Origin of the sequence: Streptomyces sp. NPDC000410 (assembly GCF_040300305.1) — a bacterium.
Lineage (GTDB): Bacteria > Actinomycetota > Actinomycetes > Streptomycetales > Streptomycetaceae > Streptomyces.
Map to the genome: position 1 here is coordinate 51,623 of NZ_JBEPDM010000016.1, position 25,796 is coordinate 77,418.

23 protein-coding genes and 1 pseudogene are annotated in these 25,796 nt (G+C 70.6%); 11 read left to right on the forward strand and 13 right to left on the reverse strand.

Translation table 11 applies throughout. The features are described from left to right. Positions 1-25: 25 nt before the first annotated feature. Genes ABT342_RS18470 through ABT342_RS18480 form a run of 3 tightly spaced genes read right to left on the reverse strand, consistent with a single transcriptional unit; the run spans position 26 to position 4,250 of the window. Positions 26-1,765, reverse strand: coding sequence for an ABC transporter substrate-binding protein (locus ABT342_RS18470; protein WP_351574405.1), 1,740 nt, complete (start codon positions 1,763-1,765; stop codon positions 26-28). After that, a complete protein-coding gene (locus ABT342_RS18475; protein ID WP_351574407.1) occupies positions 1,762-2,940 on the reverse strand; it encodes a GNAT family N-acetyltransferase in 1,179 nt (392 codons plus the stop codon). Before ABT342_RS18475 ends, ABT342_RS18470 begins: the two co-directional genes overlap by 4 nt. After that, positions 2,937-4,250 carry an ATP-grasp domain-containing protein gene (locus ABT342_RS18480; protein ID WP_351574409.1) on the reverse strand — a complete coding sequence of 438 codons (1,314 nt, stop codon included), beginning with the start codon at positions 4,248-4,250 and terminating at the stop codon, positions 2,937-2,939. The genes ABT342_RS18475 and ABT342_RS18480 overlap by 4 nt, the downstream gene beginning before the upstream one ends. A 218-nt stretch (positions 4,251-4,468) precedes the next feature. Between ABT342_RS18480 and ABT342_RS18485 the strand changes: the two genes are divergently transcribed. Together ABT342_RS18485 and ABT342_RS18490 are read left to right on the forward strand one after the other, a co-directional pair. Beyond that, positions 4,469-4,900, forward strand: a complete 432-nt coding sequence (locus tag ABT342_RS18485) for a cupin domain-containing protein (RefSeq protein WP_351574411.1) — start codon at positions 4,469-4,471, stop codon at positions 4,898-4,900. 79 nt (positions 4,901-4,979) lie between these two features. Further along, positions 4,980-6,107: a DUF4132 domain-containing protein gene (locus ABT342_RS18490; RefSeq protein WP_351574414.1), complete on the forward strand. Its 1,128-nt coding sequence runs from the start codon at positions 4,980-4,982 to the stop codon at positions 6,105-6,107. 94 nt (positions 6,108-6,201) lie between these two features. On the opposite strand, the gene ABT342_RS18495 is transcribed toward ABT342_RS18490, so the two are convergent. The 3 genes from ABT342_RS18495 to ABT342_RS18505 all read right to left on the reverse strand — a co-directional run bounded on the left by ABT342_RS18495 (position 6,202) and on the right by ABT342_RS18505 (position 9,796). After that, positions 6,202-6,732 carry a hypothetical protein gene (locus tag ABT342_RS18495; RefSeq protein ID WP_351574417.1) on the reverse strand — a complete coding sequence of 177 codons (531 nt, stop codon included), beginning with the start codon at positions 6,730-6,732 and terminating at the stop codon, positions 6,202-6,204. Positions 6,733-6,773: 41 nt separating this feature from the next. After that, the gene (locus ABT342_RS18500; RefSeq protein ID WP_351574420.1) at positions 6,774-9,059 is read right to left on the reverse strand and encodes a hypothetical protein; all 2,286 of its coding nucleotides are present in this window, start codon (positions 9,057-9,059) and stop codon (positions 6,774-6,776) included. Positions 9,060-9,256: 197 nt separating this feature from the next. After that, the gene (locus ABT342_RS18505) at positions 9,257-9,796 is read right to left on the reverse strand and encodes a hypothetical protein (protein WP_351574423.1); all 540 of its coding nucleotides are present in this window, start codon (positions 9,794-9,796) and stop codon (positions 9,257-9,259) included. 258 nt (positions 9,797-10,054) lie between these two features. On the opposite strand from ABT342_RS18505, the gene ABT342_RS18510 reads away from it, so the two are divergent. Then, positions 10,055-11,308, forward strand: a complete 1,254-nt coding sequence (locus tag ABT342_RS18510; protein WP_351574426.1) for an MFS transporter — start codon at positions 10,055-10,057, stop codon at positions 11,306-11,308. Between the two features lie 50 nt (positions 11,309-11,358). On the opposite strand, the gene ABT342_RS18515 is transcribed toward ABT342_RS18510, so the two are convergent. The 3 genes from ABT342_RS18515 to ABT342_RS18525 all read right to left on the reverse strand — a co-directional run bounded on the left by ABT342_RS18515 (position 11,359) and on the right by ABT342_RS18525 (position 14,060). Then, on the reverse strand, positions 11,359-12,498 hold the full coding sequence (locus tag ABT342_RS18515) for an MBL fold metallo-hydrolase (protein ID WP_351574428.1): 1,140 nt from the start codon (positions 12,496-12,498) through the stop codon (positions 11,359-11,361). 277 nt (positions 12,499-12,775) lie between these two features. Continuing rightward, a complete protein-coding gene (locus tag ABT342_RS18520; RefSeq protein WP_351574430.1) occupies positions 12,776-13,330 on the reverse strand; it encodes a DUF3291 domain-containing protein in 555 nt (184 codons plus the stop codon). A gap of 31 nt (positions 13,331-13,361) precedes the next feature. Beyond that, positions 13,362-14,060, reverse strand: coding sequence for a helix-turn-helix transcriptional regulator (locus ABT342_RS18525; protein WP_351574433.1), 699 nt, complete (start codon positions 14,058-14,060; stop codon positions 13,362-13,364). A 604-nt stretch (positions 14,061-14,664) separates the two neighbouring features. Between ABT342_RS18525 and ABT342_RS18530 the strand changes: the two genes are divergently transcribed. The 5 genes and pseudogenes from ABT342_RS18530 to ABT342_RS18550 form a co-directional block, all read left to right on the forward strand. Beyond that, a complete protein-coding gene (locus tag ABT342_RS18530; protein ID WP_351574436.1) occupies positions 14,665-16,134 on the forward strand; it encodes a multicopper oxidase family protein in 1,470 nt (489 codons plus the stop codon). Between the two features lie 172 nt (positions 16,135-16,306). Further along, positions 16,307-17,104, forward strand: coding sequence for a nitrilase-related carbon-nitrogen hydrolase (locus ABT342_RS18535; protein WP_351574439.1), 798 nt, complete (start codon positions 16,307-16,309; stop codon positions 17,102-17,104). Continuing rightward, positions 17,101-17,280 carry a hypothetical protein gene (locus tag ABT342_RS18540; RefSeq protein WP_351574442.1) on the forward strand — a complete coding sequence of 60 codons (180 nt, stop codon included), beginning with the start codon at positions 17,101-17,103 and terminating at the stop codon, positions 17,278-17,280. The genes ABT342_RS18535 and ABT342_RS18540 overlap by 4 nt, the downstream gene beginning before the upstream one ends. A 5-nt stretch (positions 17,281-17,285) precedes the next feature. Then, positions 17,286-17,696, forward strand: coding sequence for a VOC family protein (locus ABT342_RS18545; protein WP_351574445.1), 411 nt, complete (start codon positions 17,286-17,288; stop codon positions 17,694-17,696). Positions 17,697-17,832: 136 nt separating this feature from the next. Continuing rightward, a pseudogene (locus ABT342_RS18550) lies at positions 17,833-18,204 on the forward strand (helix-turn-helix domain-containing protein); the annotation flags it as partial. Between the two features lie 64 nt (positions 18,205-18,268). On the opposite strand, the gene ABT342_RS18555 reads toward ABT342_RS18550, so the two are convergent. After that, on the reverse strand, positions 18,269-19,060 hold the full coding sequence (locus ABT342_RS18555) for an inositol monophosphatase family protein (protein WP_351574451.1): 792 nt from the start codon (positions 19,058-19,060) through the stop codon (positions 18,269-18,271). Positions 19,061-19,148: 88 nt separating this feature from the next. Here ABT342_RS18555 and ABT342_RS18560 point away from each other — a divergent pair, with 88 nt between their 5' ends. Beyond that, positions 19,149-19,841: a histone deacetylase gene (locus ABT342_RS18560; protein ID WP_351574454.1), complete on the forward strand. Its 693-nt coding sequence runs from the start codon at positions 19,149-19,151 to the stop codon at positions 19,839-19,841. A 260-nt stretch (positions 19,842-20,101) separates the two neighbouring features. Here ABT342_RS18560 and ABT342_RS18565 read toward each other — a convergent pair whose 3' ends face one another. Beyond that, entirely contained in the window at positions 20,102-20,488 is a 387-nt protein-coding gene (locus ABT342_RS18565; protein ID WP_351574457.1) for a hypothetical protein, read from the reverse strand. A gap of 273 nt (positions 20,489-20,761) precedes the next feature. Between ABT342_RS18565 and ABT342_RS18570 the strand changes: the two genes are divergently transcribed. Next, positions 20,762-21,889, forward strand: coding sequence for a PP2C family protein-serine/threonine phosphatase (locus ABT342_RS18570; protein WP_502965570.1), 1,128 nt, complete (start codon positions 20,762-20,764; stop codon positions 21,887-21,889). Positions 21,890-22,035: 146 nt separating this feature from the next. Further along, entirely contained in the window at positions 22,036-22,476 is a 441-nt protein-coding gene (locus ABT342_RS18575; protein ID WP_351574460.1) for a DUF6299 family protein, read from the forward strand. 16 nt (positions 22,477-22,492) lie between these two features. Here the strand turns inward: ABT342_RS18575 and ABT342_RS18580 are convergent, their stop codons facing one another. Together ABT342_RS18580 and ABT342_RS18585 are read right to left on the reverse strand one after the other, a co-directional pair. Continuing rightward, entirely contained in the window at positions 22,493-24,109 is a 1,617-nt protein-coding gene (locus ABT342_RS18580) for an alpha/beta fold hydrolase (protein WP_351574463.1), read from the reverse strand. Positions 24,110-24,136: 27 nt separating this feature from the next. Next, on the reverse strand, positions 24,137-25,690 hold the full coding sequence (locus tag ABT342_RS18585; protein ID WP_351574466.1) for an alpha/beta fold hydrolase: 1,554 nt from the start codon (positions 25,688-25,690) through the stop codon (positions 24,137-24,139). Positions 25,691-25,796 lie beyond the last annotated feature (106 nt).

Below are 25,796 nucleotides of genomic sequence, written 5' to 3' on the forward strand. Positions count from 1 at the left end.
GTGCGGTCGGTGCGGTCGGGGGCGGTCATGGCCGGTCGGGGGCGACGCCCATCGCCTGGACGTCGTAGAGGCCGAAGGCCGGGTGGACGTAGACGTTGGTGACCCAGGGGTTGCGGAAGTGCAGGGTCTTGTCGTGGACCAGCGGAAGGATCACGGCGTGTTCCATCACCAGGCGTTCGACGGCCTGCCACTGACGGGCCCGTTCGGCGGGGTCGGCGGTGTGCAGGGTCCGGTCGATGAGCTCGTTGATCCGCGGGTCGTCGAGCTCCGGGATGTTCCAGTTGCCGCCGTTGCGTTTGATCTGGCGGCCGTCCACCAGGGGCGCCAGGAAACCGTACTCCGTGGGGAAGTCGGCGCCCCAGTCGGTCACGATGAGGCCGAGCGAGTGCTTGCGGATCGTCTCCGGATGGCCGGCTCCCAGACTGAAGTAGCTGGCCACGTCGAGCTCTTTCACGGTCAGCCGGATGCCGACCCTGGCCACCGACTCGGCGACCGCGTCGGCGACCAGCCGGAACTTGCCGCGCTGGGTGCCGATCACCGCCTCGAATCCGTCCGGCAGCCCCGCCGCGGCGAGTTCGGCCCGCGCCGCCTCGAGATCGCCCCGCAGGTCCGGACCCGTCGGGTACCGGTCCAGGTCCTGGTGGGCCGGCAGCCGTGGCGGGAACAGCGCCGTGGTGAGGTCGCCGCCGGTGACCGGACCGCCCCGCGCCTGCTGGAGGAGGATCTTGTCCGCGGCGTAGTGCACCGCCCGGCGGGCGTGCACGTTGTCGAACGGCGGGATGTGCGGCTGCAGGGCGACGAAGTGCAGGAAGCTCGTACGGGGGTTGTCCGTACGGGACCGCAGGACGCCCTCCGCCGTGACGCGGTCCTGCGCCGCGTGCTGGAGCCCCCGTCCCTCCAGGTTGATGTCGAACTCCCCGGCGATCAGACGCTCGTCGAGCTCGTCGACGTCCACACCGATGGTCAGCTCCACCCGGTCGGGCAGGGCGGGCCGGACCGGGTCCGTCGCGCGGTCCCAGTACGGATTGCGCTCCAGGTGCAGGAACTTGCCCGGCCGGTGGACGGCCACGCGGTACGGACCGCTGGAGCGCGGGTCGCTCCCGTAGTCGGCCCCCGTGTCTGAGCGCCGCGGTACCGGAGCCGCGCACGGCTGTGCCATCAGATGGTCGAAGTCGGAGAACGGCCGGCGCAGCCGGAAGACGATCGTGCGGTCGTCGGGAGTCCGCACCGATTCGAGCGGGTCGGAGGTCCGGTACGGCCCCGGGTACGGCCGCGCGGGATCGTCCAGGAGCGGCACGAGGTAGGTCGGCCCGCCGGGCAGCACGTCCTGCGCGAACACCCGCTGCACGGCGTGACGTACGTCGTCCGAGGTGATCGGCGTGCCGTCGTCGTAGCGCAGGTTCCCGCGCAGCCGGTACGTCCAGGTGCGGCCGCCGTCGCTCACCTGCCCCGGGCCCTCGGCCAGGTCCGGGACGGGGACGAGCCCGGCGGGGCCCGGGTCCGTGGGGTAGGCCATGAGGGTGCGGTTGAGCATCCTCTGCAGCAGCCAGACCCACACGTAGTAGGTGCGTGCCGGGTCGAGGGAGTCCACGTCGGCCGAGGACACGAGGCGCAGCGTTCCGCCGCGTGCCCGGGACGCGTTGACCACCGATCCGACGGCGGCGTCCCAGCCGCTGCCCGCATCGGTGCCGCTACCGGCGCCCGTACCCGTATCGGCCCCCGTAGCAGGGGGCGCCGTGGTGCGTCGCTTCGCTCCGTTGCTCATCGCGTGGTCGTCTCCCGGTCGGTGCCCGCGCGGGGCAGGCGCAGCAGGAACGAGTGCTCCTCGCTCGCCAGACAGCCGCGGGCGAGCTTCGCCTCGACGCTGCCGATCCCGGCGTGCAGGACGGACACGCCCTCGCGCGCGGCGGCTTCGAGGACGCGGTAGTACAGGACGTCGTAATAGAGCGGCAGCTTGCCCTGGGCGGCGTAGTCGAATCCGGCACGGTGGCCGAACCACTCCTCCTTGCCGCGGGCCCGCGAGCGCAGCACCATGCCGAAGCCGATGATGCTGCCGTCCTTGCGCGCCACCGAGACCATGGCGTCATCGCCCATGACCTCGGCGATCCAGCTCAGCAGCCCGGCCGAGTGCTCCGGGCTGGCCGGATTGCCGTACTTGCGCAGCAGGTTGCAGTCGAGTTCGCCGAGGCGCGGGGCCAGCGCCTTGGTCAGGGGTTCGAGATGGACCTCGACCCCGGCCTCGGCCAGGGCCCGGCGCTCCAGGCGCACCCTGCGGCGCCGGTGCTTGCTCATCTCGGCGAGGAACTGCTCCCAGCCGCCCGGGGGAATGGGCAGCCAGGCGTAGTGCGCCGAGAGATGTGAGCGGTAGCCACGGCCGCGCAGCAGCGCGACGAGGTCCGTGTCGCGCACATCGACGTGGGGGAAGCACACGGACGCCGCCCCGCGGTCCGCCGCGAGCTGCTCGGCCCGCTCCACCAGCGCTTCGACGTCCGACGGCAGCGCCTCGGGCCCGGCCAGGGTCCGGGTGCGGCCCAGGTGCCGGCCGCCGCACACCAGGGACGGCAGCAGGGACGCCGGATCGCCCTGTGCCACGTCGGTGAGGCGGTCCTCGGCCTCCGGTGTGCCCTCCTCCAGGGCCCGCGAGAGCATCGCGTCGGGCCGGGCGAGCAGCCACGGCACGGAGTCGTCGGCCCACGCGGTCACGAGGGCCGCGACGGGCCGCTCCTCCCGGTGGCGGACGAGGAAGTCCATCGTGGTGCCGGAGTTGCGTTCCTGTACGGCCAGCCAGCGGGACGTCTGGAAGAAGTCCTCCGGGCCGAGCAGGTCGTCCCAGCCCGCGCCCGGCAGCGCGGCGGCATCGGCGACCTGTCGCACATCGCCCTGGCCGCGCAGGTGCGAACCGGCGCCGGGCTGCGCGCCGAGCGCGCCGGAGCGGCTCATCGCGCCTCCGCCCCGGCCTCTTCCTCTTCCTCTTCGACGACGAAGTCGAGGTACCCGGCGGCCTTGTCGGCGAGGGCCTGTGCCTCCAGGCGGTCGGGGCCGTTGCAGTAGGTGAATCCGACGCAGGAGGAGTTGTCCATGCGCTGCAGCAGGGCGTCGCCCGTCTCCACGTGGAGCAGCACCTGGACGCCCGGCACCGCGGCGGCGGCCTCCACGCCGTCGACGCGCTTGAGGATGCCGCGCCGCTGGGGGTAGATCATGCGTACGGCGGCTCCGCCGGAGTGCGTCACGGGCTCGATCGGCGGGACCTCGCCGATCGTGAGCAGCCAGGCGTCCAGGATGGGGCTGCGCCCGGTGACATCCGTGACCAGCATGGTCATGCAGCTCGACGGGGTACGCGGGTTGGCCTCGATGACGCGCCAGCCGGACTCGGTGCGCCGGACCTCCGTGTGACACGGTCCGTGGTCGTAGCCGATCGCCTTCAGCGTGCCGCGGACCACGGAGTAGAGCTGGTCGCGCTCGTCGTCGGTCAGTGGAACGGGGAAGGTGTGGCCGCACTCGATGTAGGCCGGGTCACCGAAGAGGTCCTTCGAGGTGACGCCGAAGACGTGTGTGTACCCGTCCACCGTCATCGTCTCGACACTGACTTCGACGCCTTCGACGTACGTCTCCAGGAGCACGTCCCCGGAGCGCGGCTGGCCGCGCAGGCTGTGCCGTATCCCCGACAGCTCCCCCCACGCCTCGACGAGCTGGTCCATGTCGTCGACGCGGCGGACCCCGTAGCTGATCGCCTCGGCGGGCGGTTTGGCGATCATCGGGAAGCCCAGCCGCCGCGCCGCCTCCTCCAGCTGTTCCCTGCCGCTGACCAGCATGTGGGGGATGTTGAACGGTACGTCGCCGAGCGCGACGCGCAGCCGGTCCTTGACGTTGGCGGTCTCCACGGCCGCGGGATCGGGACCGGGCAGACCGAGGCGGCGGGCCGCCTGCGCGGCGAGCACCGTGTGGTAGTCGGAGAACGACGTGAGACCGTCCACGAGGGGAGCGCCGTCGTCACCGGTCACCACGGACAGCACCGCTTCGAGGTCGGTGGTGTCGACGTCGATCACACGGTCGACGGCCGCGGCGAGCGGGTGGGAGTCCCAGTCGTGGCCGTGGGTGTACCACGACCGGTCACCGGTGAGCAGCCACACCTCGAGACCGTGCTCGCGGGCCTGGTGCAGGCCCAGGACGAACGGGTGGTTCTGCATGTGCTCGACGATCGCGATGCGCCGGCCGGCGAACTTCGCATAGTCGGCCAGGGGTGTTGTCATGGGAACCGCCTCCATGGTCCGCCGCCGATCACGTCGGGGGCGTTGCAGTCGACTGGCGTTGAAGACCAGTTGAACGCGTCGGTCACGGCGGGGCCATGAATCAGTTGGTCACGTGCATAGGCGGTCGGCGAGGCGCATAGGAACGGCCGTCGGTGCCACCGGCCACGGCCGTGGCGCGAACTGATCGAACGCCGCGAGCGGGCTGTTGTACTGCGTCCATGGCAGATCAGAAGCAGTGCACGGTGGTCCGCACCGGGCAGTACGAGGGAATCCAGGGCGGCGTGTTCGGCGCGGGCATCAGCGCCCAGTCGGCCGGGTCCGAGCGGCTGTGCCTCCACCGGCTGGTGATGCCCGCCGGCACCCGGGGCCGCCCGCACCTGCACGAGGGCCACGAGTCGGCCATCTTCATCCAGTCCGGCCAGGTCGAGGTGTGGCACGGGGAGGGCCTGGCCGAGCATGTGGTCCTGCGGGCGGGCGACTACATCCACATTCCCGCCGACACCCCGCACATGCCGGTGAACACCGGCACCGAGGACATGGAGTGCCTGGTCGCCAGGACGGACCCCGACGAACAGGAGGGCGTACGGCTGCTGGACCTGCCGGCCTGGCTGGAGTCCCGGGTCGGTCCCCTGCCCGTCGGAGCCGGCTGAACCGGCCGCGCGGGGAGGGACGGGAAGGAGCCGCTCCGGCGTCGTCGGCGTTGTCAGTGGAGGATGGCAGGATCGACACATGAACGATCACGTGGAGGTCCTGCTGGACCCCGACAACAGCTGGATCGAGCGGGTCCGGGACCGGCTGACGGGACTCTCCCCCGAGCTGGAGGAACTGGTCCTGCACCTCGCGACCACCGCGGAGTTCTGGAACTACCGGTACCAGGTCGACACCACGTGGAAGCGCCGGACCAAGGCCCTCTTGAAGACCGACGGTGCGGGAGAGCTGGTCCGCGACGCGATCCGGGCGCTGTCCGAGGGCGGTTCGCTGCACGGCATGACCGACGCTGAGCACGTCATCCGGGAGCTCGGGATGGTCAAGCCGCCGTCCCCCGCCCGCGCGTTGGCGATCGGTTTCACGCTCGCTGCCGGCTGGCTGGGCGGGGACGTCGACCGGCTCGCCGCCGACCTGGTGGTCGTCGCCCGGAAGAACGCCCAGGCCATGGACACCTACTACCGCCCGGACGACGACCTGGCCGGCGCCGTCTTCACCGCCCTCGGCGAGCTGCGTGGCCCGGCGGCCCTGGAGGCGCTGTGGACGCTGCACTTCCATGTGACGAACTCCCAGCACCCGCACAAGGTCCTGGTGAAGTCCGTGAAGAAGGCGGCCGCCCGGCTCGGCGTCCCGGCGTACGAACTGGCCGAGCGGACCGTCTCCCGGTGCGGGCTGGAACCGGACGGCACGCTGCCCGTCGGCTGGATCGGGCACGGTGTGCTGTGGTGGAACGCCGGGCTGGACGCGGTCATCACCCTGCATGACGACGGCCGGGTGACCGTCGACTGGACCGACGAACAGGGCACCACGACCCGGACCATATCGCCGTTCCGCTCTCCCGCCGGTTACAAGGCCCGCCACCGCGTCGAAGATGTCGACGGCGTTCGCCGCGGCGCCCGGGCGGTCGAGAAGACCGTCGCCGAGGAGCGGCGCCGGCTCTCGGGCCTGGCGGCCGAGAACCGCACCTGGAGCCACGCCGACTGGGTCCGGTACTACCGCGACCACCCGGTCACGAGAGTGGTCACCCGTTCCCTGGACTGGGAGTACGAGATCCCGGACGGCCTGGGCCATCGCCCGCTGGACCCGGGCGCGGCGCCTGCCGCGGTCCCTGCCACCGCGCGCGTCCGGCTGCGCCCGCCGGCCGACGCCTGACTGCGGCGGTAGAGGTGACCGGACCTCCCTTGCGGAACACCGCTGACGCGGCGTTCCGCAAGGGAGCGAGCTCGGGCGCAGCCGCGTCCGGGGCTCACTTCCAGATGACGAGAGGATCGTCGCCGATCTTGTCGGGGAGGAGCCGGATGTCCGTGGGCGCGCCGGTGCCGCTCTCGGCGAGGTAGATGTCGCAGCCCTTGAAGCTCTGTCCCTTCGCGGCCTTCTTGAAATCGGCCGAGTCGAAGCCCGTGCACTTGTCGAACTCCTGGACGACCGGTGCCAGCGGGTCGCTGAAGTCGAAGGACGGCATCACGTTCAGCGCGGTCAGCTGCTTGTCCCCGGCGTACGCGCCGAAGTACGGCGCGGGGACCTTCTGCCGGTCCTCGGTCTTCGTGATCCGGTAGTGCACGTAGTACGGCGTCTTCCCGGCGTAGCGTGACGTGTCCTTGAAGACGTCGAGGTCGGAGTTCTTCCCCTGCTCGACCCGGAGCACGGCCACATCGTACGAACCGGCCTTCTCGGTGGTGACGTTGGCGCTCTCGCCGTACTTCAGCTCCGCCCCGGAGTCGGAGCCGGAACAGCCGGACACGGCGAGGAGACAGAGCGCGACGGCACACGTGGCCACGGCATAAGGGGGGCCAGGACGCGTGACGGTGGCGTGGGACGTCATCGGTACCCCCCGAGGCGGTTGTTTCCGTTGTTCCCGCGCCTGTTCCCGAAGCCCTTCTTGAGCAGGAGTGCGACGCCGACGACGGAGGCGAGCGCCAGGGCCGCCAGCCACACGCTGTTGTCCCCGCCGTTCTGGCCGGCACCGACCGTGACCGCCGGTTTCTGTGGTGCCGTGTCCGCGCCGCCCGTGGGGGACGTGGTGTCGCCGCCCAGCCAGACGTGCGAGGCACCGGCTCCGGACAGGTCTGCCGAGGCCGCCAGCCCGGCGTCCCGGGGCATGCCGGCCCACTCGTCGCGGAACGCGCTGGCGGGCTTCACCCGGGTGAGGTTCACCCGGGCGAAGTCGACGCCGCCGAAGACGTACGTCTTCGTATAGAGGTAATTCCCGCTGCGGGTACGCCGGGTGATGTTGAACTCGCCCTCACGGTAGGAGCGGACGTACTGGTTGAAGGTGTCCACGGGCTTCCAGCTGGTCCGCGTGACCCAGCGGCTCACATCGCCCCGGCCGATGAGGTCGCTGTAGGTCACCGACGTCCGCCGGTCGAGCTGCCGGTACCACTCGGCGGCGACCCGGCTGAGATAGACCCGCCTCAGCCCGGCGTACTCGGGGGCGTGGTTCACGGCCTGCTCGATCCGGGGCAGGATCAGTCGGCGGAAGGCCTGCTCGTTGCGCTTCTCGGCCGCCGGGTCCCGCTCGTCGCAGGACACCGCCCCCTTGCTGCCCTGCCCGCTGAGGTACTGCGACTCCATCTTCACCGACAGGGGCGCGTCGAGGATGTAGAGCTGGTTGTCCCGCTCGCTGACGCTCGCCGGCGCGGGCACGATCCAGGTGCGGAAGGACATGCAGCGCCCGGAGACCGCCCCCCAGAACCGCTTGCCCGACGAGGAGTCCGGGTGGATCAGCCGGCCGGTCGTCTTCTTGAGCTGGAGGTCGGCCTGGAGCAGGATCCGGCCCGCGTCGGTACGGCCCAGAGCGGGGTCGACGACACGGTCGGGTTCGGTCGGGTTGAGGTTGACCCAGAAGGCCGAGGGCGGCAGGGACAGCCAGACGAAGAACGCGTCGGACGCCTCCCGCGCCGCCGTGACCCCCGCCGCGGCGTTCCCGCCCTTGCCCGCCCCGCCCGGGTCGGCGCTGAAGGCGTACTTCAGGCCTTTGCCGGGGTCGGCGAGATAGCGCAGCTCCAGGGTGGAGAAGTCGATGCCGCCCGGGGCGGCGTGGGGATCGGCGAGCGCCTTCGCCAGACCGCTGGCGCGCGATGGCTCGTCCTCGGGGCACGGGCCCGCCTGCGGCAGCACGCGCGGCACGGTGAACGCGGCCTTGTGCACGGAGTACGAGGAGTTCTGGGCCTTCGTGCCGCCGTTCTCCGGGCAGCCCGGCAGTGCCTGGAAGATGTCCTGCGTCATCTCCTCGTACTCGGCCTGGGCCTGCCCGTACTTCTGGTGCTTCTGCTTCGCCACGGTCAGGGCACCGCGGAGCAGGCCTACGGCCATCGTGCCCCGCTGCTTCCTGATGTTTTTGTACTTCGTCTCGATCGGCTTCGCCGCCTTGGCCTTCGCCTTCTCGGTGGTGTGCTTCGCCGTGGCCGCGGCGATCTCCTTGGCGCGGTTCGCGATTTCCTTCGCGGTGAGCGCGTAGGGCGCGACGTGGAAGCGCCGTGCCTTGGGGGCGACGATTTCCCGGCACTCCTCGCAGTAGTCGCGATCCGAACCCCAGACCAACTCGGTGAGTTTGGCCTTCAGGTGCCCCTTGCGCAGTTTGTCGAGTTCACCCGTGATCAGTGGCTCGGAGTGGGAACCGTGGTCTTCGAAGCTGTAGGCCCGGAAGCTCATTCCGCCCACCATCACCAGATGGCGCGTGCCTGCCTTCTGCAGCTTCTGGTACACGCCTGGGGGCAGGTAGTCCTTGAACGCGTCCAGCGGAACCACCCGGGAGAAGACGGGCGGCGCCTTGGGTTCCGGATTTCGCTTGGCCAGCTGCAGCAGGGTGGCATCGTCCAGGCCGGTCGGGTCGACCAGGGTGAACGCGGCGTTCTTCTCCGGGGCGTAGGCCGAACCGCCCATCGTCGGTGCCAGCCCGACACGGACCATGAAGAGCAGCCGCATGAGCGGATCGTCGTAGTACGGAAGCTGCCCGTTCTTGGGAATGGGAGACGGGGCGGCGACGGGCGAGGTCGCAGGCCCTGCGGCGGTGCTTGTACCGGCCGCCGCCGGAAGGGTGAGGGCGAGGGCGGTGGCGAGTAACCAGGCCGTGGCGTACCGGTACGGACGACTCTTCCATTTCATCGGCAAATCCCCCGTGGGAAAGCTGAGTTGTGGATGGAACGGGTGTGTCGCGAGCAGTCGTCAGTGTGCCCGACATGGTGTCAGTTCTGTAGAGGCTTTCTAGAAAACCCTTTTAGCCGGTGCCAAGCCTTCACAGACCTCCGCGCGCCCGCGGGCCCGGCTGTGCGCGCCGGGCCCGCGGGCGGACGGGGACGGGGTCAGGACTTGACGAGAGTGATCTCGGTGCTCGGGAACCCGGTGTCGACGGTCACCGGGTAGTCACGGTCGTCGGCCCTGCCGACACCCCGGAGCGTGGCGGTGCCGGGCTGGAAGGAGGCGGTGGGGTCGATGTTGCTGCGGAACGAGGCCGTCCACGGGGCGGGGGCGCCGGGCTCGCAGAGGACGATGAGGTCCTCGTACACGCCGGTCGCCGTCGCACGCTTCTGAATCTGATAGGCGCTGGGGGTGAGGTTGATCCGCGCCGGCTTGTTGCAGGTGACCGTGCCGCCGACGGTGATCTCACCGCTGCGGGTGTCGACCGTGCCCGTGGTGTTCAGGTTCAGGCCGATCGCGAGCTCGGCCGGCGGCTCGGGCATGCGGGCATGGACCTCGCCGCGTGCGGGCACCGTGGAGCCGTTGCAGTACTGCTCGAAGGTGGCGTCGAGTTCGCGGATGTACCCGTAGGGGCCGTAGGCGATGTGGGAGACGGTGAAGGAACCGGTGCTGGAGTTGCAGCAGCGGTCGGTCTCGCCGATCATCGAGCTTCTCCTCGAGAAGGCGTGCTCATGGCAGCTACCTGCCAAAACGGTCATGGGGGGTGGCCGTGAACGCTCCTCGGTTACGCGCCAGAACGTAACGGCTGCCACTGACAACATCCGCTGGCATGTGCCGTTGCCGGGTGGTGGCGGCGGATGCGGGCCGATTCGCCGATGTGTGCCGGCCGCCGCGGATCAGCAACCCCCTTGCCACTGTCGGTAAGTTGCAACAGGCTTAGCTGGCCATTACATACCTTCAGGATGCGGAGCGACGTGATGCCCCACCTGCTGCCGGAAGCCGGACCGCAGCGCACCCTCGCCGTCTCGAACTTCGTCCACACCGTCGGCAGCGGCCTCTATCTGACCGCCGGAGTGCTGTACTTCACCCAGGCGGTTCACCTTCCGGCGGCCCAGGTAGGTCTCGGACTGGGCCTGGCCGGTGTCTTCTCGCTCGTGGTGGGCATCGCCGCCGGCCACCTCGCGGACAGACGCGGAGCGCGCGGCGTCTACGTCGCCACCCTCGTCGTCCAGGGGCTGGCAACGGCGGCCTTCGTACTCGCGGACAGTTTCTGGCCGTTCGTGGTCGCGGTATGCGCGGCGACAGGGGCGAAGGGTGCCGGACTGGCCGCACGCAGCCCTCTCATCAGGCAGCATGGAGGAGACCGGCCGCAGGAGTTCCGTGCCTATCTCCGAGCCGTGACCAACATCGGCATCTCCCTGGGCGCCGTGCTGGCAGGCTGGGCCGTCCAGGTCGGCACCCACAGTGCCTACCAACTACTCGTCATCGGCAACGCGATCGCCTTCGTGGCCTCTGCGGTGATCATGGTTTTCCTGCCGCCCGTCACACCCGAGCCCGCCGTCGCCGGCCCGCGCTGGATCGCGCTGCGGGACCGGCCGTACCTCCTGCTCACCGTTCTGGACGGCATCATGGCCATCCAGTTCAAGGTGCTCACCGTGGCCATCCCCCTCTGGCTGGTCGCTGCCACCGCGGCTCCCCACTGGCTCATCTCGGGCACCATGGTTCTGAACACGGTCATCGTCATCGCGTTCCAGGTCCGAGCCAGCCGCCACATCGACACCCCCGCAGCCGGGGCCATCGCATACCGCCGTGCCGGCGTCGCCTTCCTCCTGGCCTGCGCACTGATCTCACTGTCGGCCGGGGTGCCGGCCTGGGCCGCCGCCGTACTCCTCCTGGCCGCGGTCTTCGTCCACACCATCGGCGAACTGTGGCACTCCGCCGGCGGTTTCGAGATCTCCTTCACCCTCGCCCCGAAGCACGCCACCGGCCAGTACCTCGGCGTGTTCGGCCTGGGTGCAGGCCTCGCCGAGGCCGTCGGCCCGGCCCTCCTCATCTCCCTCTGCATCACCTGGGGCCGCCCCGGCTGGTACGTCGTCGGAGCGCTCTTCGCGCTCACGGGCCTGGCGGCACCACTCGGCGTCCGCTGGGCACAACGCCATCAACACGCCGGGCAGCCCCACCTCGAAAGCGCGGGGAAGCAGACGGTGCCGGCGTAGTTTGGTGTGGCCCCCCCGCCAACTCGCCCGCCGACTACGGACGGCACCCGTCATCGCGGCCAGGACGAGACGCCGCCGGGGTCCAACGGTCCCTGTTTCCCGGCTTCCGGCGAGGCATCCCGACTGCCGCGGGCACCGGAGCCGGGCCGCCGGGGGACCGGTGCGGGGTTGTGGAGCGTGGGCCGGGACCAGGGCGCGTCGACCACGCCGGACTCCGGCCGCAGTCCGAGTTCGCGCAGCTGGTTGACCGCCATCATGGCGGTGAACATCGCATTCGGGTTGGCGCCGCCGACCCCCAGTTCGGCGGCGGTCTCTCCGTAGCGGGTGGTGAAGGCGCTCGGCCGAACCTGCCTGCTGTCCTTGGTCAGTCGGAGTGCCGCCTCCTGCAGCGCGGTGGCCTGCTCCAGCAGTCCGTCCAGGTAGGACGCCGCCTCAGCGCCACGGCGCACGCCGAAGGTGTGCCCGTCGGTGAGGACCGCGGCTTCTCCCTCCTCGAAGACGAGGGCGACGGCGCCGAGCACGGTCTGGATCTTGAGCTGGTCGGCGTCGGCCATCGCGCCGCAGGGTCCGTTGCCCTCGTCGGACAGGTGAAGGACACCGCAGTCGTTCAGGTGCACGATCACATGCCCGGCGCAGTGGCCCTGGCTGCGCAGCACGCGGACCGTACCGTCGGCGAAGGTCCAGCCGGTGAAGCGAAGCGAGCCGATCCGTATCCGCTCCAGCGGTCGCTCCTCGTAGGTCCGGGTCGTCGCGCCGAAGGGCCGCATCGGCTCGAAGAGGGACACCACTTTGCCGGCCGGCGCGGGCAGCGGCGCCAGCCCGGCGATGCGGTCGAAGGACCGCACCCAGTACTGGGCCGGGTCCCGCATCTGGTCGACGTCGAAGGCGGGGACGTAGTGCTGGACCGGCACACCCAGCTCGTCGGCCAGGTCGTTGTTGCCGACGTGGTCGGGATGGCCGTGCGTGGTCAGCACCAGGGCCCGGGACCAGGGCCCGACCCGGTCGGCCGCCTCCCGCAGTGCCGAGCGGAAGGCCGCCGTGACGCCGGTGTCGACAAGCACCAAGGTGTCGCCGGCCCGGTGTACGAGGGCGTTGGCGACGTCCGGCTGATCGTGCTCGACATCCAGTCCCTGCCCGAGGACCAGTACGGTCCCGTCGTCGATCTCGATCAGGTCGCCGAGCGCGGTCAAGGTTCCTCCCGCGGTCTCGTCCGGGTCCGGCTCACGGTGGAGCCGTTGGAGGTGAGTGGTGAGCCGGAGGTACCCGGTGAGGTTACGGTCGACGCTGCGCGCCGGTCGGTTCGGGGTGAGCCCTGCCGCCCCACCGCAACGAATCACGGGTCCCCCTGCCGACGAGCGTACGCCGCACCAGGCACGGCGTCCTGGCGAAGCCTCCGGCCAGGATTTCCCTGGTCGCCCGGCGCGGTCACGGTGCCGCCGCCGTGCTGGGCCGGGGGTGGTCCCTGCTTCAGACCGCCGCTGAGTCCCCGGCCGGCACCGGCCGCGCGGTCCGGGCGGCTTGCCCGGGCAGCGCCGGCGGCAGGACCTCCAGGTGCTGGGCGGCCTCGGCGGCGGTGTAGGAGGAGGCGAAGGTGAAGGCGCGGGGGGACGGCCCGTGCGCCCGCAGGTCCGCCAGCCGCTCCAGGGCCTCGCCGACGGTCGGGACGTGCCCGGCGGGGACCCACCAGAGCACCAGGTGCGCCTCGACGTGCCGTTCGAACCAATCGCGGCGCCGCCGCATCACCTCCAGGTGCCCGGTGCGGTAGGCGAAGTCCCACAGGGCCTCCTGGGTCTCCCACACCGACAGATTGACGATGACGTTCTCGCCCGCAGGGCGCAGTCCGGTGGCGTCGGCTGCCCCTTCTTCCACGAGCCGCCACACGAAGCCGGGCGCACCGTCGGCGGCGGCGTTGACCGGGTCGAGCATCTCGACGAACGGCGCCACGCGCGGGTCACCGATGGGGTGGCGGAGCGTACCGACGTTGAGTTGGGCGAGGTGGGCGGCATGCGCGGATGCGGTCATGGCCTCATCCCAACACGACCCTTTTTCTATGTCAATCATCATTGTTTTTAGAAGCCTCGACCACCACGCAGCACTCCCCGGGGCGGGCGTCCATGCGGGCGCGGACGGGGCCGTCCGTGCCGAGCAGTCCCTCCAGCAGTGCGAGGTTCATGCCGCAGACGAGTGGCGGGAAGCGTTCGGCGACGGCGTGGAAGGGGCAGTTGCGCATGCGGACGACGCGTGCTGCGTCCCCGGTCGTTCCCTCGGCGCCTTCGGTGTTGTCGGCGTCTTCCAGGTGTGGTTCGTAGCCGCGGGCGGCCAGCATCTTCGCCGCCTCGTCGAGCCCGCCGCAGGGCGCAGCCGAGCCGCGCAGGGCTTCACCCCGGCGGCGTGCGGCCGCGCAGAGCCCGGCGTCGAGCCCGGCCTGCTCGGCGGCTTCGGCGAGCAGCTCGGCGGCGGTGCGGTAGTCGCGGGCGGGCAGTGACACCGACCGCTCGGTCCGGGCCCGCGTGTACACCTTGGCGGGACGGCCGGCCCCCGGCCCCGAGCGGCCCGTCAGGCGGCGGCTGCCGCTCTCCAGCAGCCCGGCCTCGGTCAGTTTGTCCAGATGGTGCGCGGCGAGCGTGCGCGCCACCCCGGCCGCCTCGGCGGCCTCGTTGCGGCTGACCTCACGGCCCTGTGCCGCCACGTATTCGTACAGGCGGCGCCGCACCGGATCCTGCAACACCGCGATCGCGTCGATGTCCTTCATTCGGACATTCTAGGAACAACGCAGGTTGGAGATAGAAGGAAGGGTCGTCCCGCCCAGGCTCTGTCGTCCAAGTGATCAGGCCGCCGGCGGCGGGCCGAGTTCGGCGGCCCACTCCGGGTGGAGCGCGGCCTTCTCCTCATGCGGGGCGAGGATCTCCCGGGCGGTGCGTGCTCGCGCTCCTCATCGGCCGCGGTTTCGCGAGGCCGTCGAGGACGCCGCCGACCGGATCGGCGCGTGGAACCTCGCCGCCGTCGAGCAGCTGGGCGAGGCCGCCGCGGACGGGGACCCATGCGCGCCGCTCACAGCCGTGCCTCGCGGTCCGCTTCAGGCGTTTCGGCGACGAAGACTCCCGTGCCGTACGGCGGTTGGCCTGTGCCCAGGCGGCGCGGTTCCCCGGCCTGGCGGCGAGCGTACGCGGCTGAGCTTGTCCGGGCTGATCACCGGGCGGACGTCGATGGCCGCGGGGACGCCGGGGGCCGGAATCGAGCTTGTTACCGGTCATCGCGGGTCGCTGAATTCCAGCGGGGTTGTGCCAGGGCAGGATGGCGTCCGACGACTCTCGTCGTCCGCGCGCCAAGGATCATCGCTATGGAGAGAAACCGGAATGCATTCGCGTTTCATGTGGAGTTGGTCCGCCGTCGGATCACTTCTCGCCGTGCTCGCGCTGGTGCCGGGCTGCGTCGGAAGTCCGGGCGCCGAACGGCACTCCCATTCGGTGCCGTCGCCGACGGGACTGGCCACGGTCTCCCCGTCGGCCGCCCTCACCGCCCCGGCCACGACCGAACTGCGTGACCCCGCCCAGGTGGTGAGCAGAAACGGGCTGCTCCGCACGCGCATCGTCGTCGAGCGGAAGAAGGTCGGCCTGGCGGGCCGCCGACTGTGGGCCCTGACCTACAACGGCCAGTACATGCCGCCGACGCTGCGCCTCAAGCCCGGCGACCGCATGGAGATCACGTTCGAGAACAGGCTCGACAAGCAGACAAATCTGCATGTGCACGGAATGCACGTATCACCGGCGGGGAATTCCGACAATGTCTTCCTGGCGGTCGAACCGGGAAAGACCTTCCGATACTCCTACCGGTTCCCGGAGAGCCTCGAGCCCGGCACGTACTGGTACCACCCGCACCCGCACACCCAATCGGCGGCACAGACCGCCGGCGGACTGTCCGGCATCATCGTGGTCGACGGGCTCGATGCGTATCTGCCGCCGTCCCTGCGGGGTATCACGGAACATGTCGTCGCGCTCAAGGACTTCCAGATCGTCGGCGACCGGATCAAGACCCAGGACCTGAAGATGGGCGCGCCGACCACGCGGACCGTCAACGGGCAGCTCAATCCCCGGATCCGGATCCGCCCCGGTGAGACGCAGCTGTGGCGGCTCGCCAACATCGGAGCCAACATCTTCTACAAAGTCGCCCTGCCGGGACAGAAGTTCTACGTCGTGGCCCAGGACGGATATCCGGTCAACAAGGTCTACTCGGCCGACTCGATCGTCATTCCCGCGGGCGCCCGCTACGACGTGCTCGTCCAAGGCGGCCCCAAGGGTTCCCGGGAACTGCGGACGCTCCCGTACAACACCGGAAAGGCCGGAAATCAGTTCCCGCAGGCGACGCTCGCGACCGTCGAATCCGCCGGCGAGCCGATGACCGCCGAGCCCATGCCCACCACCTTCGGTCCCACTGACGACCTCGCCGAGGCATCCGTCGCCGCCCGCAAGACGATCACGTACACCGAGAACACGGCGGGTACCCAGTTCTTCATCAACGGCAAGCAGTTCGACCACAACCGCGTCGACTTCCGGGTCAAACTGAACACGGTCGAGGAATGGACCATCCGGAACAACACCGACGAGGTGCACTCGTTCCACATCCACACCAACGACTTCCAGGTGATGAGCATCAACGGCAAGCCGGAGCCCCATTTCGGGCTCCAGGACACCGTGGACATCCCGCCGCGCGGGACCATGGTGATCCGGTCGCGCTTCCTCGACTATCCGGGCAGGACCGTCCTCCACTGCCACATCCTCAACCACGAGGATCAGGGAATGATGTCCGTGCTGGAGATCGAGAAGTAGGCCGGTCGGTCGACTCTCCGGCGGGGCGCCTTCACGGAGGAACGGGACATACATTCATGGTGTACGTACCCATGCGTTCCCCTGCCAGGTGAATCATTCCGTGGTGCCCCCGGGCCGCCACCGCGTTCCGGGGCCGTCCCCGGACGAGGACACGGAGAGAAAGGCCAGACCCATGCGTGCGTCGCTGATCCAGCTAGCCGTGGAGGCGTCCGAGACCGCCGAGCAGCGCAGGAGCCGCGCCGCCGCGCTCGTCCTCGACCGGGCAGGCGACGACCTGGTGATGCTCCCGGAACTGTGGCCGACCGGCGCCTGGGACTACGACGCGTGGACCGAGGGCGCGGAGGGGCTGGACGGCCCGACGGCCGCGGCCATGTCCGCGGCGGCCCGCGCTGCGGGCGTATGGGTCCACGCGGGATCGGTCATCGAACGCGACGGCGACGGGACCCTCTACAACACGGCTCTCGTCTTCGACCGCGAGGGTGAGCTGCGCGGCCACTACCGGAAGATCCACCGGTACGGCTTCGACACCGGCGAGGCCGTCTTCCTCGGGGCCGGACAGGAGATCGTCACCGTCCCCACGGACTTCGGGACGCTCGGCCTGGCCATCTGCTACGACCTGCGGTTTCCCGAGATCTTCCGGGCCCTGATCGACGCCGGGGCGGACATCGTGGCCGTTCCGGCGGCGTGGCCGGCGGAACGGCTGGAGCACCTGCGGCTCTTCGCCCGCACCAGGGCCGTCGAGGAACAGGTCTTCCTCCTGGCCTGCGTGGCCACGGGCGAGCACGGGGGCATGCGACAGGCCGGACACAGCATGATCGTCGACCCCTGGGGCGATGTGCTCGCCGGAGCGGGCGACGGCGAGCAGACCCTGACGGGGGACTTCGACATGAGGGACGTCGAGGCCCATCGCACCCGCCTTCCGGTCCTCCGGGACCGCGTCCTGTCCATCGCCGCACCACGGACGCGGTGAGTGACGCACCGATCCGCCCCGACAGCCGGATGCCGTCCGGGCGGCGGCGGGGCCCGGCCGAACAGGAGGACCGCGAGCGGATGCCGCCGGTGCCGCAGCGCCGGGCCGCGCACGCGACGGGTGGCGGACCGGTCAGGAATGGAGAAGCACCGGCGGCCGAGCGGCGACTAACGTGACGGACATGGACATCACCATTCACACGACCGCCCTCCCGCATGACGACCCGGACGCCTCCCTGGCCTTCTACCGCGACACCCTCGGCTTCGAGGTCCGCAGCGACGTCGGGCACGGCAAGATGCGCTGGATCACGGTCGGCCCCGTCGATCAGCCCGGCACGTCCATCCTCCTGGCGCCGCCTGCCGCCGACCCGGGGGTCACCGAGGAGGAGCGGCGCACCATCGTCGAGATGATGGCCAAGGGCACCTACGGGTGGATCCTGCTGGCGACCCGGGACCTCGACGGCACCTTCGAGAAGCTGCAGGCAGGCGACGCCGAGGTCGTCCAGGAGCCGACCGAGCAGCCGTACGGCATTCGCGACTGCGCCTTCCGCGATCCCGCGGGCAACCTGATCCGCATCCAAGAGCTTCGCTGAGCCGTTCGGCGATCCATCGGGGCTCGGTGGCCGACGTGCTTGCCTGCGTCCTCGCGATGACGGCCACCGGGCCGAGGCGTTCTTCACCCTCAGCCTGTCCGCAGGTGCTTGCGACCATCGATGAAAGGGTTCTCTCATGTGTCATCCCGGATGGATGCGCGCACTTACCGCCGCACAGCGCCTGAGCGACCTCGCGCGACTGCGCCGCGTCCGCGACCGGATCGACCGGGAGTACGCGCAGCCGCTGAACGTCGAGGCGCTCGCCCGCGACGCGAACATGCCGGCCGGGCAGCTCGGCCGGCAGTTCCGGCTCGCCTACGGCGCGTCGCCGTACGCCTATCTGATGACACGTCGCGTCGAGCGCGCGACGGCGCTGCTGTGGCGCGGCGACCTCGACGTCACCGAGGTCTGCTCCGCGGTCGGCTGCTCGTCGCCGGTCACCTTCAGCACCCGCTTCACCGAGCTGACCGGCATGCCGCCCGGCGCCTACCACCGCCACAGCAAAGAGCTTCGGCCGTAAGGCGCGCAGAAGCTCACGTCGACGTACGCCAGGCTCGGGTGCGGCTCCGGCTTCAGCAGCGGATCATCGACATCAGCAGCCCATGGGTCTCGGCGTCGGCGGCCACGACGAGTCCGCGGTTCGACCGCCCGACGGGGGCGCCGTCGATCCCGGTGACGAGGCAGCCTGCGGCCCGGTACAGAGCGATGCCGGCGGCGAAATGCACGCTCCCGGACAGCTCGCTGCCATCGGTGACGTATGCGGCGCGCTTGCCTGCGGCGACCCAGGCCAAGGCCAGCGTCGTGGACACGACTCGTGGCCGGAACCGCTCGGCGAAACCGGGGTGGGCCAGCAGGTCCACCGCCCGGAAGCCGGGCGCGCTCGGGAAGGGCGGATCCAGGTTCACGTCCACCAGTCGGGTGGCGGACGTGGGCGCCAGCTGTGCATCGGCCCCGTTGTTCCGCACCCAGGCGGTCTCCCCGTCGGTGAAGAAGACTTCGCCACTGAACGGGTCGGCCACGGCCGCCGCTCCGCCGCGCAGCGCCACGTTGACGGCCACCAGCATGTTGCCGACAGCGTAGTTGAGCGTGCCGCACAAAGGATCCACCAGCCACTGACGCGCAGCCCCGGCGGCACCCTGATGCCCGCCCTCCTCGCCGAGCACCGCGTCATCGGGCCGAGCGGCACGGATGACGCCGAGGATCGCCTTCTCGGCCTCGACATCGGCGGCGGTGGCGAAGTCCCCGGCGCCCTTGTCGAAGCGGGTGAGCCGCCGGCCGTACATGCCGTGCACCGTGTCCGCGCCGGCACATGCCGCGGCCATCGCGACCCCGGCATCGTCAAGGCTCGCGTATGAGTCGATCACGTCGCGCAGATTATCCGACCGGCAGGGATCGTCCGGCTTCCGCCAGACCACCGGGGATCGGACGGGACGACCGGGTACGGCAAGGGACATGGACCCCACGCGCATCATCGACCCGACGCGGCCCGCCGACCGCTCGCCCCGCCAGGTCTGGTACACGGCCTACGGCTCCAACACCCACCTGGACCGCCTCTCGTACTACCTCGCGGGAGGCCGGCCTCCGGGAGCGTCCCGGACCTACCCGGGCAGCCGGGACCGCCGCGCGCCCTCGGCATCCGTCCCCGTGGAGCTCGCCGGCGCCCTGTACTTCGCCACCCTCTCCCCGGTGTGGCGCGGCGGCCGGGCCTTCTACGACCCCGACGTGCCCGGACGTGTCCTCGCCCGGGCCCACCTGGTCACGGCCGGACAGTTCTCCGACATCACCGCTCAGGAGATGTACCGGGATCCGGGGCGCGACCTGGATCTCACCGATGTGCTGAGCCGCGGCAGCGCGCTGCTGGGGAACGGGCGTTACGAAAGACTCGTCTGCCTTGGCACCGTCGACGGCGTTCCGGTGCTCACCTTCACCGCACCGTGGGGAATGGGCGACGTCGTGTGGGAAAAGCCGTCCGCCGCGTATCTGCGGCATCTGAGCGCCGGGTTGCTGCAGGCGGGCGCATGGAAGCCGACGGACATCGCCGCGTACGTGGCTGCTTGCCCGGGCGCGGCGGGGCACTGGACCGCGCGGGACGTCGCCGGCCTCATGACCCCCTGGACCCGGGGGCCGGCATCGGCATCGGGATGAGGCGGCGTCGAGCAGTGGGCGAAGGGCCGGATGGTGTGGACGCGGTGGCGGGGCCGTCGCCAACAACTCGAACCGCGACGGCGGGGTGCGCGGCCGACGTGGCCACCAGTGAGCTGCGTCTCGCCATCCGGCCCGAGCACGATGGCCCATGCGGATCGGGACGGTCGTCCGGTCGTGGTGCCGGCGGACGGCCCTCGGGGCGCGGTGACGATGACGTACATCGAGCGCGATGGCCGCCGCCGGCGGTGTGGGTCACATGGTCAGTCGGTGATGGTGACGCAGGGGAGCCCCACGCTCTCGCCGCCGCGGAAGCCTTCCGCGCAGAGCCGGGTACCCGCGGGGAAATGACGCTGGGGGTATGCCTGATCCCGGTAGGTGCGGAATTCGGCGACGTCCTCGGTCTTGGTGTGGGTGCTCCAGCCGTTGGTGGTCCATACGCGGGCGGTGATGCGGTGCGGCTGGTTGGTGTTGGTGACGGACACTTCCACCCTGCCCAGGTAGGTGCCGTGGTCGTAGGTCTCGATGCAGACCGAGTGGTTGCACCACTTGCCCGCGGCCGCCGCGGGCGGACCTGAGACGATGACGCAGCCGAGCGCAGCGGCTGCCGCTCCGATCGCCGAAGCGATCTTCTTGGTGATGTCGCGCATGGTGAATTGCCCTCAAGCGTTCTTCCTGGCCCCGCAACGAGGCGCCTGATCCTTTCGGGGCCGGACCGTTCGACATCGTCGAAAGTGTCAGGCCCCACGCCGACCAACGCGGGCAAAGATCACGAGTTACGCCCGCCCGGGGCCGCTCGGACGGCGAGACTGCGCGCGCCCTGGCACTCCTTGATCCCTTGGGTGGGTTCGCGAACGGCCTGCTCGACGCGCTTGCCGCTGCTGTTCCAGGCAAACCTTGATGCGCGAGTTCGTCCCGATATGATGCATCTTGTGATCACTCTCGGGTGGCTCTGGCGCCGTCGTCTTCCCTGCAGTGGCCGGTGGGACGTCGCCCTGCTGTCGCCGGTGATCCTCACCATCGTCATCGCCGGCCTCGCGTTCTCCACACCGAGGGAAATCGCCTTCAGCCGTCTTCTGCCCGCCGCACCCGCCCTCGCCGCCGCGATGTGGCCCGTGCTCCCCACGCTCCTGCTGGGGGCGTTCTGCCTGCTGACCATGATCGGCCTCAGCTTCGCCTACACCGATCTGGGAACGCCCTACACGGTGGCCGCGATCGTCGCGGTCACCCTGGCCGCCGCATACGCGAGCCACGTCCGACTCCAGCGGGAGGAGGCGCTCTTCCACATCCGGCTCGTCGCCGACGCGGCCCAGAAGGTGCTGCTGCGCCCACTGCCGCCCCGCATCGAGGACGTCGAGATCGAGTCGCTGTACCTGGCGGCCCAGGAGCAGGCCCGGATCGGCGGCGACTTCTATGAGGCGGCCAATACGCAGTACGGGGTGCGGCTGCTCATCGGCGATGTACGCGGCAAGGGCCTGGCCGCGGTAGGGGCCGCCTCGGCGGTGATCAGCTGTTTCAGAGAGGCAGCGTACGACGAGCCGGACCTGAGAGGCATCACACGTCGCCTGGAGACCAGCGTCACCCGCTGGAGCGCGGCGTTCCCCGCCCAGGACGTTCCGGAACGCTTCGCCACCGCGCTCATCGCCGAGATCCCGCACGACAGCGGCCACGTCAGACTCCTCAACTGCGGGCACCCCCCGCCGCTGCTCGTGCACCGCGGGGAGATCCACGTCCTGGAACCCACCGCCCCCTCGCCGCCGCTCAACCTCGCGACGCTCATCGGGGACCACTACTGCGTCGACACCGTCGCTTTCTTCCCGGGCGACCAGCTGCTGCTCTACACCGACGGCGTAACGGAGACCCGGGACCGTACGGGCGAATTCTTCCCGCTGCCGGACTGGATGCGGCGACAAGGCCCCACGCCGCCCCGTGACCTGCTCGACCGGCTTCACCGGGACCTGCTCACCTACAGCGGCGGCAGGCTCGACGACGACCTCGCGGCCCTCGCGGTGCAGTGCTCGAACCCCCGGTCCCAGGGGCGCTCCCGGTAGACCCCGGCGCGGGCGTACGGGCTAATGCCCAGGACGACACGAGCGACCGTGAGTGAGTTCAGCGCGTGCGATCCGCACAATTCGGTTCGAAGGTTGGTGTCGCCACCCCAACCGTGGACGACCTTCAGAACCTCCCGGAGAGACCCATGCGCATTCCAGCTCTCGCCCTCGCCGCCCTGGCCGCCGCGGCCGCTGTACTCACCCCGACCGCAGCCGCTGCCGACAACTTCACCGGCGATGTCTCCGTCAAGGAGCAGGCGTACATCGCCCCGGACGGAACGCTCACCATGTCCGGCACCTACCGGTGCAGCGAGCCGTCGCCCGCCCGGAGAATCTTCATCGCCAGCAGCCTGGTGCAGGAAGGCAAGCGGCTCGGCTTCGGCGGCACCGAGGCGCGCTGTGACGGTGCCGAGCACAGCTGGACGACCAGCGGGCCGGTCGGCACTGTGATGAACCTCGGCTTCCACGACGGCCCCGCGGCGGTCGACGCCCGCCTGATGGTCATGGAGAACGTGGGCGGCCTTCCGCTGCCGCGCGTGCTGGCCGGCGGCGAGAAGGCGGTCAGCCTCGTCGACGACCGTAGCTAAGGCCGGTCGAGCGGTCTCAGGGACCGATCTCGAACTCAGGCGGCTCGAGGCCGCTCAGGCATCCGGTCCTCGGCGCGGCCGGGGTGTCGAAGAACGAGACGGCGATCTCCTGGGCGCACTCCGACGTCGCGAACACCACATGCGGCTCGTAGGGGACCGTGACGACCTTGGCCCTGCTCAGCGTACGGGCGACGTACGGGCCGCTGTCCGCGCCGGTCTGGGCGTCGAACGCACCCGACAGGGCGAGGGTGGGGATGTCACTGCGCGTGACGTCCCGGATCGAGCGCGCAGCCGGGGGGACGTTCCAGACCTCGCAGTCCGGACGGAGGAAGGCGAGCAGCGGGGCCTGGGCCTGTACCGAGCGGGGGAACGACGGGTACGCCTTCTGTCCGCCCCGCAGTGCCTGTTCCTCGCTCTCGTACGGCGTCCACTCGCTGCAGAAGACGCCGTAGACGAGACCGTGCGAAGTCACTCCGATGCCCTTGGGGTTGGTCCTCCAGCCCGCCCACTGCTCGGCGATCCGCTGCGGGTTGCCGTGGGCCAGCTCGTCGAGGGAGCGGGGTACGGCCTCCGCCGTGTGGGTGGCGGAGGTCAGCCAGTTCACCAGGGTCCCGCCGTCCAGCACGACCTTCACCGGCTTGTCGCTGCCGGGGAGCGTGACGGTGGTGGTGACCGGCTTGGCTTCGAGGTCGTTGACGAGCTTCTCGAAGGTGGCCGACAGGTTCGGATAGCGCTTGTTGCACGCCGGCTGGTCCGCGCAGGCTTTGAACAGGCCGTTGACGCCCTGCTGGAAGCTGCTCCAGGTCGAGGCCGACCCGCCCTTGGACGGCGGCAGGATGCCGTCGAGGCCCACCGAGCGGAGCCCCTCGGGGTGCAGGCGCATGTAGGCCAGCGCCAGGTGGGTGCCGTAGGAGATGCCGTACAGGTTCCACTGCTTGATGCCCAGCGCGTCGCGCAGGTCGTCGTAGTCGGCGGCGCTCTCGGTGTCGTTGTAGGCGCTGAGGTCGAGGCCCTTGCCCACCAGCTTGTCGCGGCAGGCCTTGGTGGCCTCGACGTGCAGGCGTTCGGTGGACGGCGCGTCGTGGACGAGGCCGACCACGCGTGCGTTGAACTCGTCGATGTTGGGGCACAGGGCATCGGGTTCGGCCGAGTAGGTGCCGCGCTGGGACATGAAGATCACGTCACGGTCGCGGTTCAGGCCGCCGTCGATCGCCATCTTCGCCTCCCCGACGGCGTCGTCGCCGGGTCCGCCCGCGAGCCACACGATGGGGTCGGGTTTCGGTGTGCCGGCCGCGGCGGGCACGATCGCGACACCGAGTTCGATCGTTCGACTGCCGGGCTTGGCGCGGTTCTCGGGCACGGTGAGCGTTCCGCAGCGGGCTCCTTCGAGCGCCTTGACCGGTTCCGGGGTCTTCGGGCAGGGGCCCGGCTCGAAGCGGGCGTCGCCCACCGTCCGGGCGACCGTGCCGATCGGCGCGCGGGGGCCGGTGCCGGTGCGGGAGTCGGTGCGGGGTTGCGCCGGGGCGGGTGCCGCGAGCAGGCCGGTGACGAGGAGACCGGACGCCACGCCGGCCGAGGTGGCCAGGAACCGTCGTGCGGTGCGGCGACGACCAAGCGCTTGACGGAGTGTCATCAGCCGGAGTGTCATCAGCCCTCCCGGTCATTTCGGGATGATCGTGAACGGTTTCGGCTCGAGGCCGTCCACGCAACCGGTGTCGGGCGCGGTCGGGCGCGCGAGGAACGAGGCCAGCACGCGTTGCGCGCACGGCGACTGCGGGACCACCCAGTGGCCGATTCCGGGAACCCGCACGGCGGTCGAGCCGGACAGGTCACGGGCCACGTCCCGCGCCCAACTCGCCCCGGTCTTCACGTCGAACGTGCCGGAGAGGACGAGCGCCGGCACCGAGCTGACCGTGGCCACCCGCTGGACGGAGGCCCGGTCCGGAACGTTCCAGATCCGGCACGACGCGTACTGGAAGGGAAGCTGTGGCACCTGGGCCAGGACGGTGTCCGGCCACCCGGGGAAGGCCTTGCGCCCGGCGTTCAGCACGTCGGGTTCGGAGTACCCCGGCGCCCACTCGCCGCACACCACCGACTCCGTCAGGCCGTGCGCGAACGCGCCGACGTTCTGGACCGAGCCGGCCGCGCGGCCCTTCGCGAAGCGTTCCGGGTTTCCGGCGGCGAGTTCGTCGAGCGCCGCCGGGAGGTCCTCGGGACGGACGGCGAAGGCGATGATCAGGTCCAGCAGCGCGCCCCCGTCGAGGACGACCTTGACCGGCTTCCCTCCGCTCGGCGGCGGGACGTTCAGCGTCAGGGGCCGCGCCTCCAGCTTGCGCACCTGCTCCGTCAGCGTACGGGGGAGGTCCGGGTAGCGGCTCTTGCAGGCGGGCTCCGCCGCGCACGCCTCGAAGATGGTGGCGATGCCCTCGGCGGCGCTGCTCCATCCCCATGGCAGGGTCACGGTCCGGGGAGGTGCGATCGAGTCGATCGCCACCGCGCGGATCCCCTCGGGATGCAGGCGCAGGTACGTGAGGGCCAGGTCGCTGCCGTAGGAGTACCCGTAGACGTTCCACCGGGGGAGGCCCAAGGCCTTGCGCAGGTCGGCGAAGTCGGCGGCGTTCTCCGTGGTGTTGTAGGCGCCGAGGTCGATGCCTTCGGCCGTCAGGCGGTTCCGGCACTCCTTCACCGCCTTCAGCAGGAGCTGTTCCGCCGGCTTCGCGCCGAAGCGCAGGCCCACGGCCCGCGCGTTGAACCGGTCGACCTCCGGGCAGGCGAGGTTCGGCTGCCCGTAGAGGTTTCCGCGCTGGGCCATGATGATCAGCTCGCGGTCCTTGTTCAGGCCGGAGTCGACGAGGAACGGGATGTCGTCGAACGTGTCGCCACCGGGGCCGCCGGCCATGAACACCACGGGGTCCTGTGCGGGCTTCGCCGGGGCGACGGCCGGTATGACCGCCACGGGCAGCTTGATGGTCCGCCCGCCGGGGCGGGAGCGGCTCTCGGGGACCTCGAGGAAGCCGCACCGTGCGCCGCTCAGCGCGGCGATGGGCTCGGGCGGCTTGGGACAGGGGCCGGGCACGAACCGGGACGGAGCCGCCGGGCTGGGCCCGGCGGACCGGGCGGGTGGCGACGCGGCGCTGCTGGGTGTGGGGCCGAACGCTGTCAGGCAGACCAGAGCGGCCGCGGCGGTCACCGCGTGGATGCTCTGCTTTGGCATGTCGTCTCGTTCCTCTGCCGACATTCGTCGGCAGCGCTGCCGGGCGGGCCGGGCCGCAGCGGTTTGGGCGGAACGCGCGTCCTTCGACGCTACCGGGTGGCGCGTC

What these genes read in the sequence shown, in the direction of transcription:
- ABT342_RS18475 (WP_351574407.1), bottom strand. Translation starts at nt 2,940, where the DNA reads ATGAGCCGCTCCGGCGCGCTCGGCGCGCAGCCCGGCGCCGGTTCGCAC.
- ABT342_RS18510 (WP_351574426.1), top strand. Translation starts at nt 10,055, where the DNA reads ATGCGGAGCGACGTGATGCCCCACCTGCTGCCGGAAGCCGGACCGCAG.
- ABT342_RS18470 (WP_351574405.1), bottom strand. Translation starts at nt 1,765, where the DNA reads ATGAGCAACGGAGCGAAGCGACGCACCACGGCGCCCCCTGCTACGGGG.
- ABT342_RS18575 (WP_351574460.1), top strand. Translation starts at nt 22,036, where the DNA reads ATGCGCATTCCAGCTCTCGCCCTCGCCGCCCTGGCCGCCGCGGCCGCT.
- ABT342_RS18485 (WP_351574411.1), top strand. Translation starts at nt 4,469, where the DNA reads ATGGCAGATCAGAAGCAGTGCACGGTGGTCCGCACCGGGCAGTACGAG.
- ABT342_RS18585 (WP_351574466.1), bottom strand. Translation starts at nt 25,690, where the DNA reads ATGCCAAAGCAGAGCATCCACGCGGTGACCGCCGCGGCCGCTCTGGTC.
- ABT342_RS18570 (WP_502965570.1), top strand. Translation starts at nt 20,762, where the DNA reads ATGCATCTTGTGATCACTCTCGGGTGGCTCTGGCGCCGTCGTCTTCCC.
- ABT342_RS18580 (WP_351574463.1), bottom strand. Translation starts at nt 24,109, where the DNA reads ATGACACTCCGTCAAGCGCTTGGTCGTCGCCGCACCGCACGACGGTTC.
- ABT342_RS18520 (WP_351574430.1), bottom strand. Translation starts at nt 13,330, where the DNA reads ATGACCGCATCCGCGCATGCCGCCCACCTCGCCCAACTCAACGTCGGT.
- ABT342_RS18530 (WP_351574436.1), top strand. Translation starts at nt 14,665, where the DNA reads ATGCATTCGCGTTTCATGTGGAGTTGGTCCGCCGTCGGATCACTTCTC.
- ABT342_RS18535 (WP_351574439.1), top strand. Translation starts at nt 16,307, where the DNA reads ATGCGTGCGTCGCTGATCCAGCTAGCCGTGGAGGCGTCCGAGACCGCC.
- ABT342_RS18525 (WP_351574433.1), bottom strand. Translation starts at nt 14,060, where the DNA reads ATGAAGGACATCGACGCGATCGCGGTGTTGCAGGATCCGGTGCGGCGC.
- ABT342_RS18480 (WP_351574409.1), bottom strand. Translation starts at nt 4,250, where the DNA reads ATGACAACACCCCTGGCCGACTATGCGAAGTTCGCCGGCCGGCGCATC.
- ABT342_RS18560 (WP_351574454.1), top strand. Translation starts at nt 19,149, where the DNA reads ATGGACCCCACGCGCATCATCGACCCGACGCGGCCCGCCGACCGCTCG.
- ABT342_RS18505 (WP_351574423.1), bottom strand. Translation starts at nt 9,796, where the DNA reads ATGATCGGCGAGACCGACCGCTGCTGCAACTCCAGCACCGGTTCCTTC.
- ABT342_RS18500 (WP_351574420.1), bottom strand. Translation starts at nt 9,059, where the DNA reads ATGAAATGGAAGAGTCGTCCGTACCGGTACGCCACGGCCTGGTTACTC.
- ABT342_RS18545 (WP_351574445.1), top strand. Translation starts at nt 17,286, where the DNA reads ATGGACATCACCATTCACACGACCGCCCTCCCGCATGACGACCCGGAC.
- ABT342_RS18490 (WP_351574414.1), top strand. Translation starts at nt 4,980, where the DNA reads ATGAACGATCACGTGGAGGTCCTGCTGGACCCCGACAACAGCTGGATC.
- ABT342_RS18565 (WP_351574457.1), bottom strand. Translation starts at nt 20,488, where the DNA reads ATGCGCGACATCACCAAGAAGATCGCTTCGGCGATCGGAGCGGCAGCC.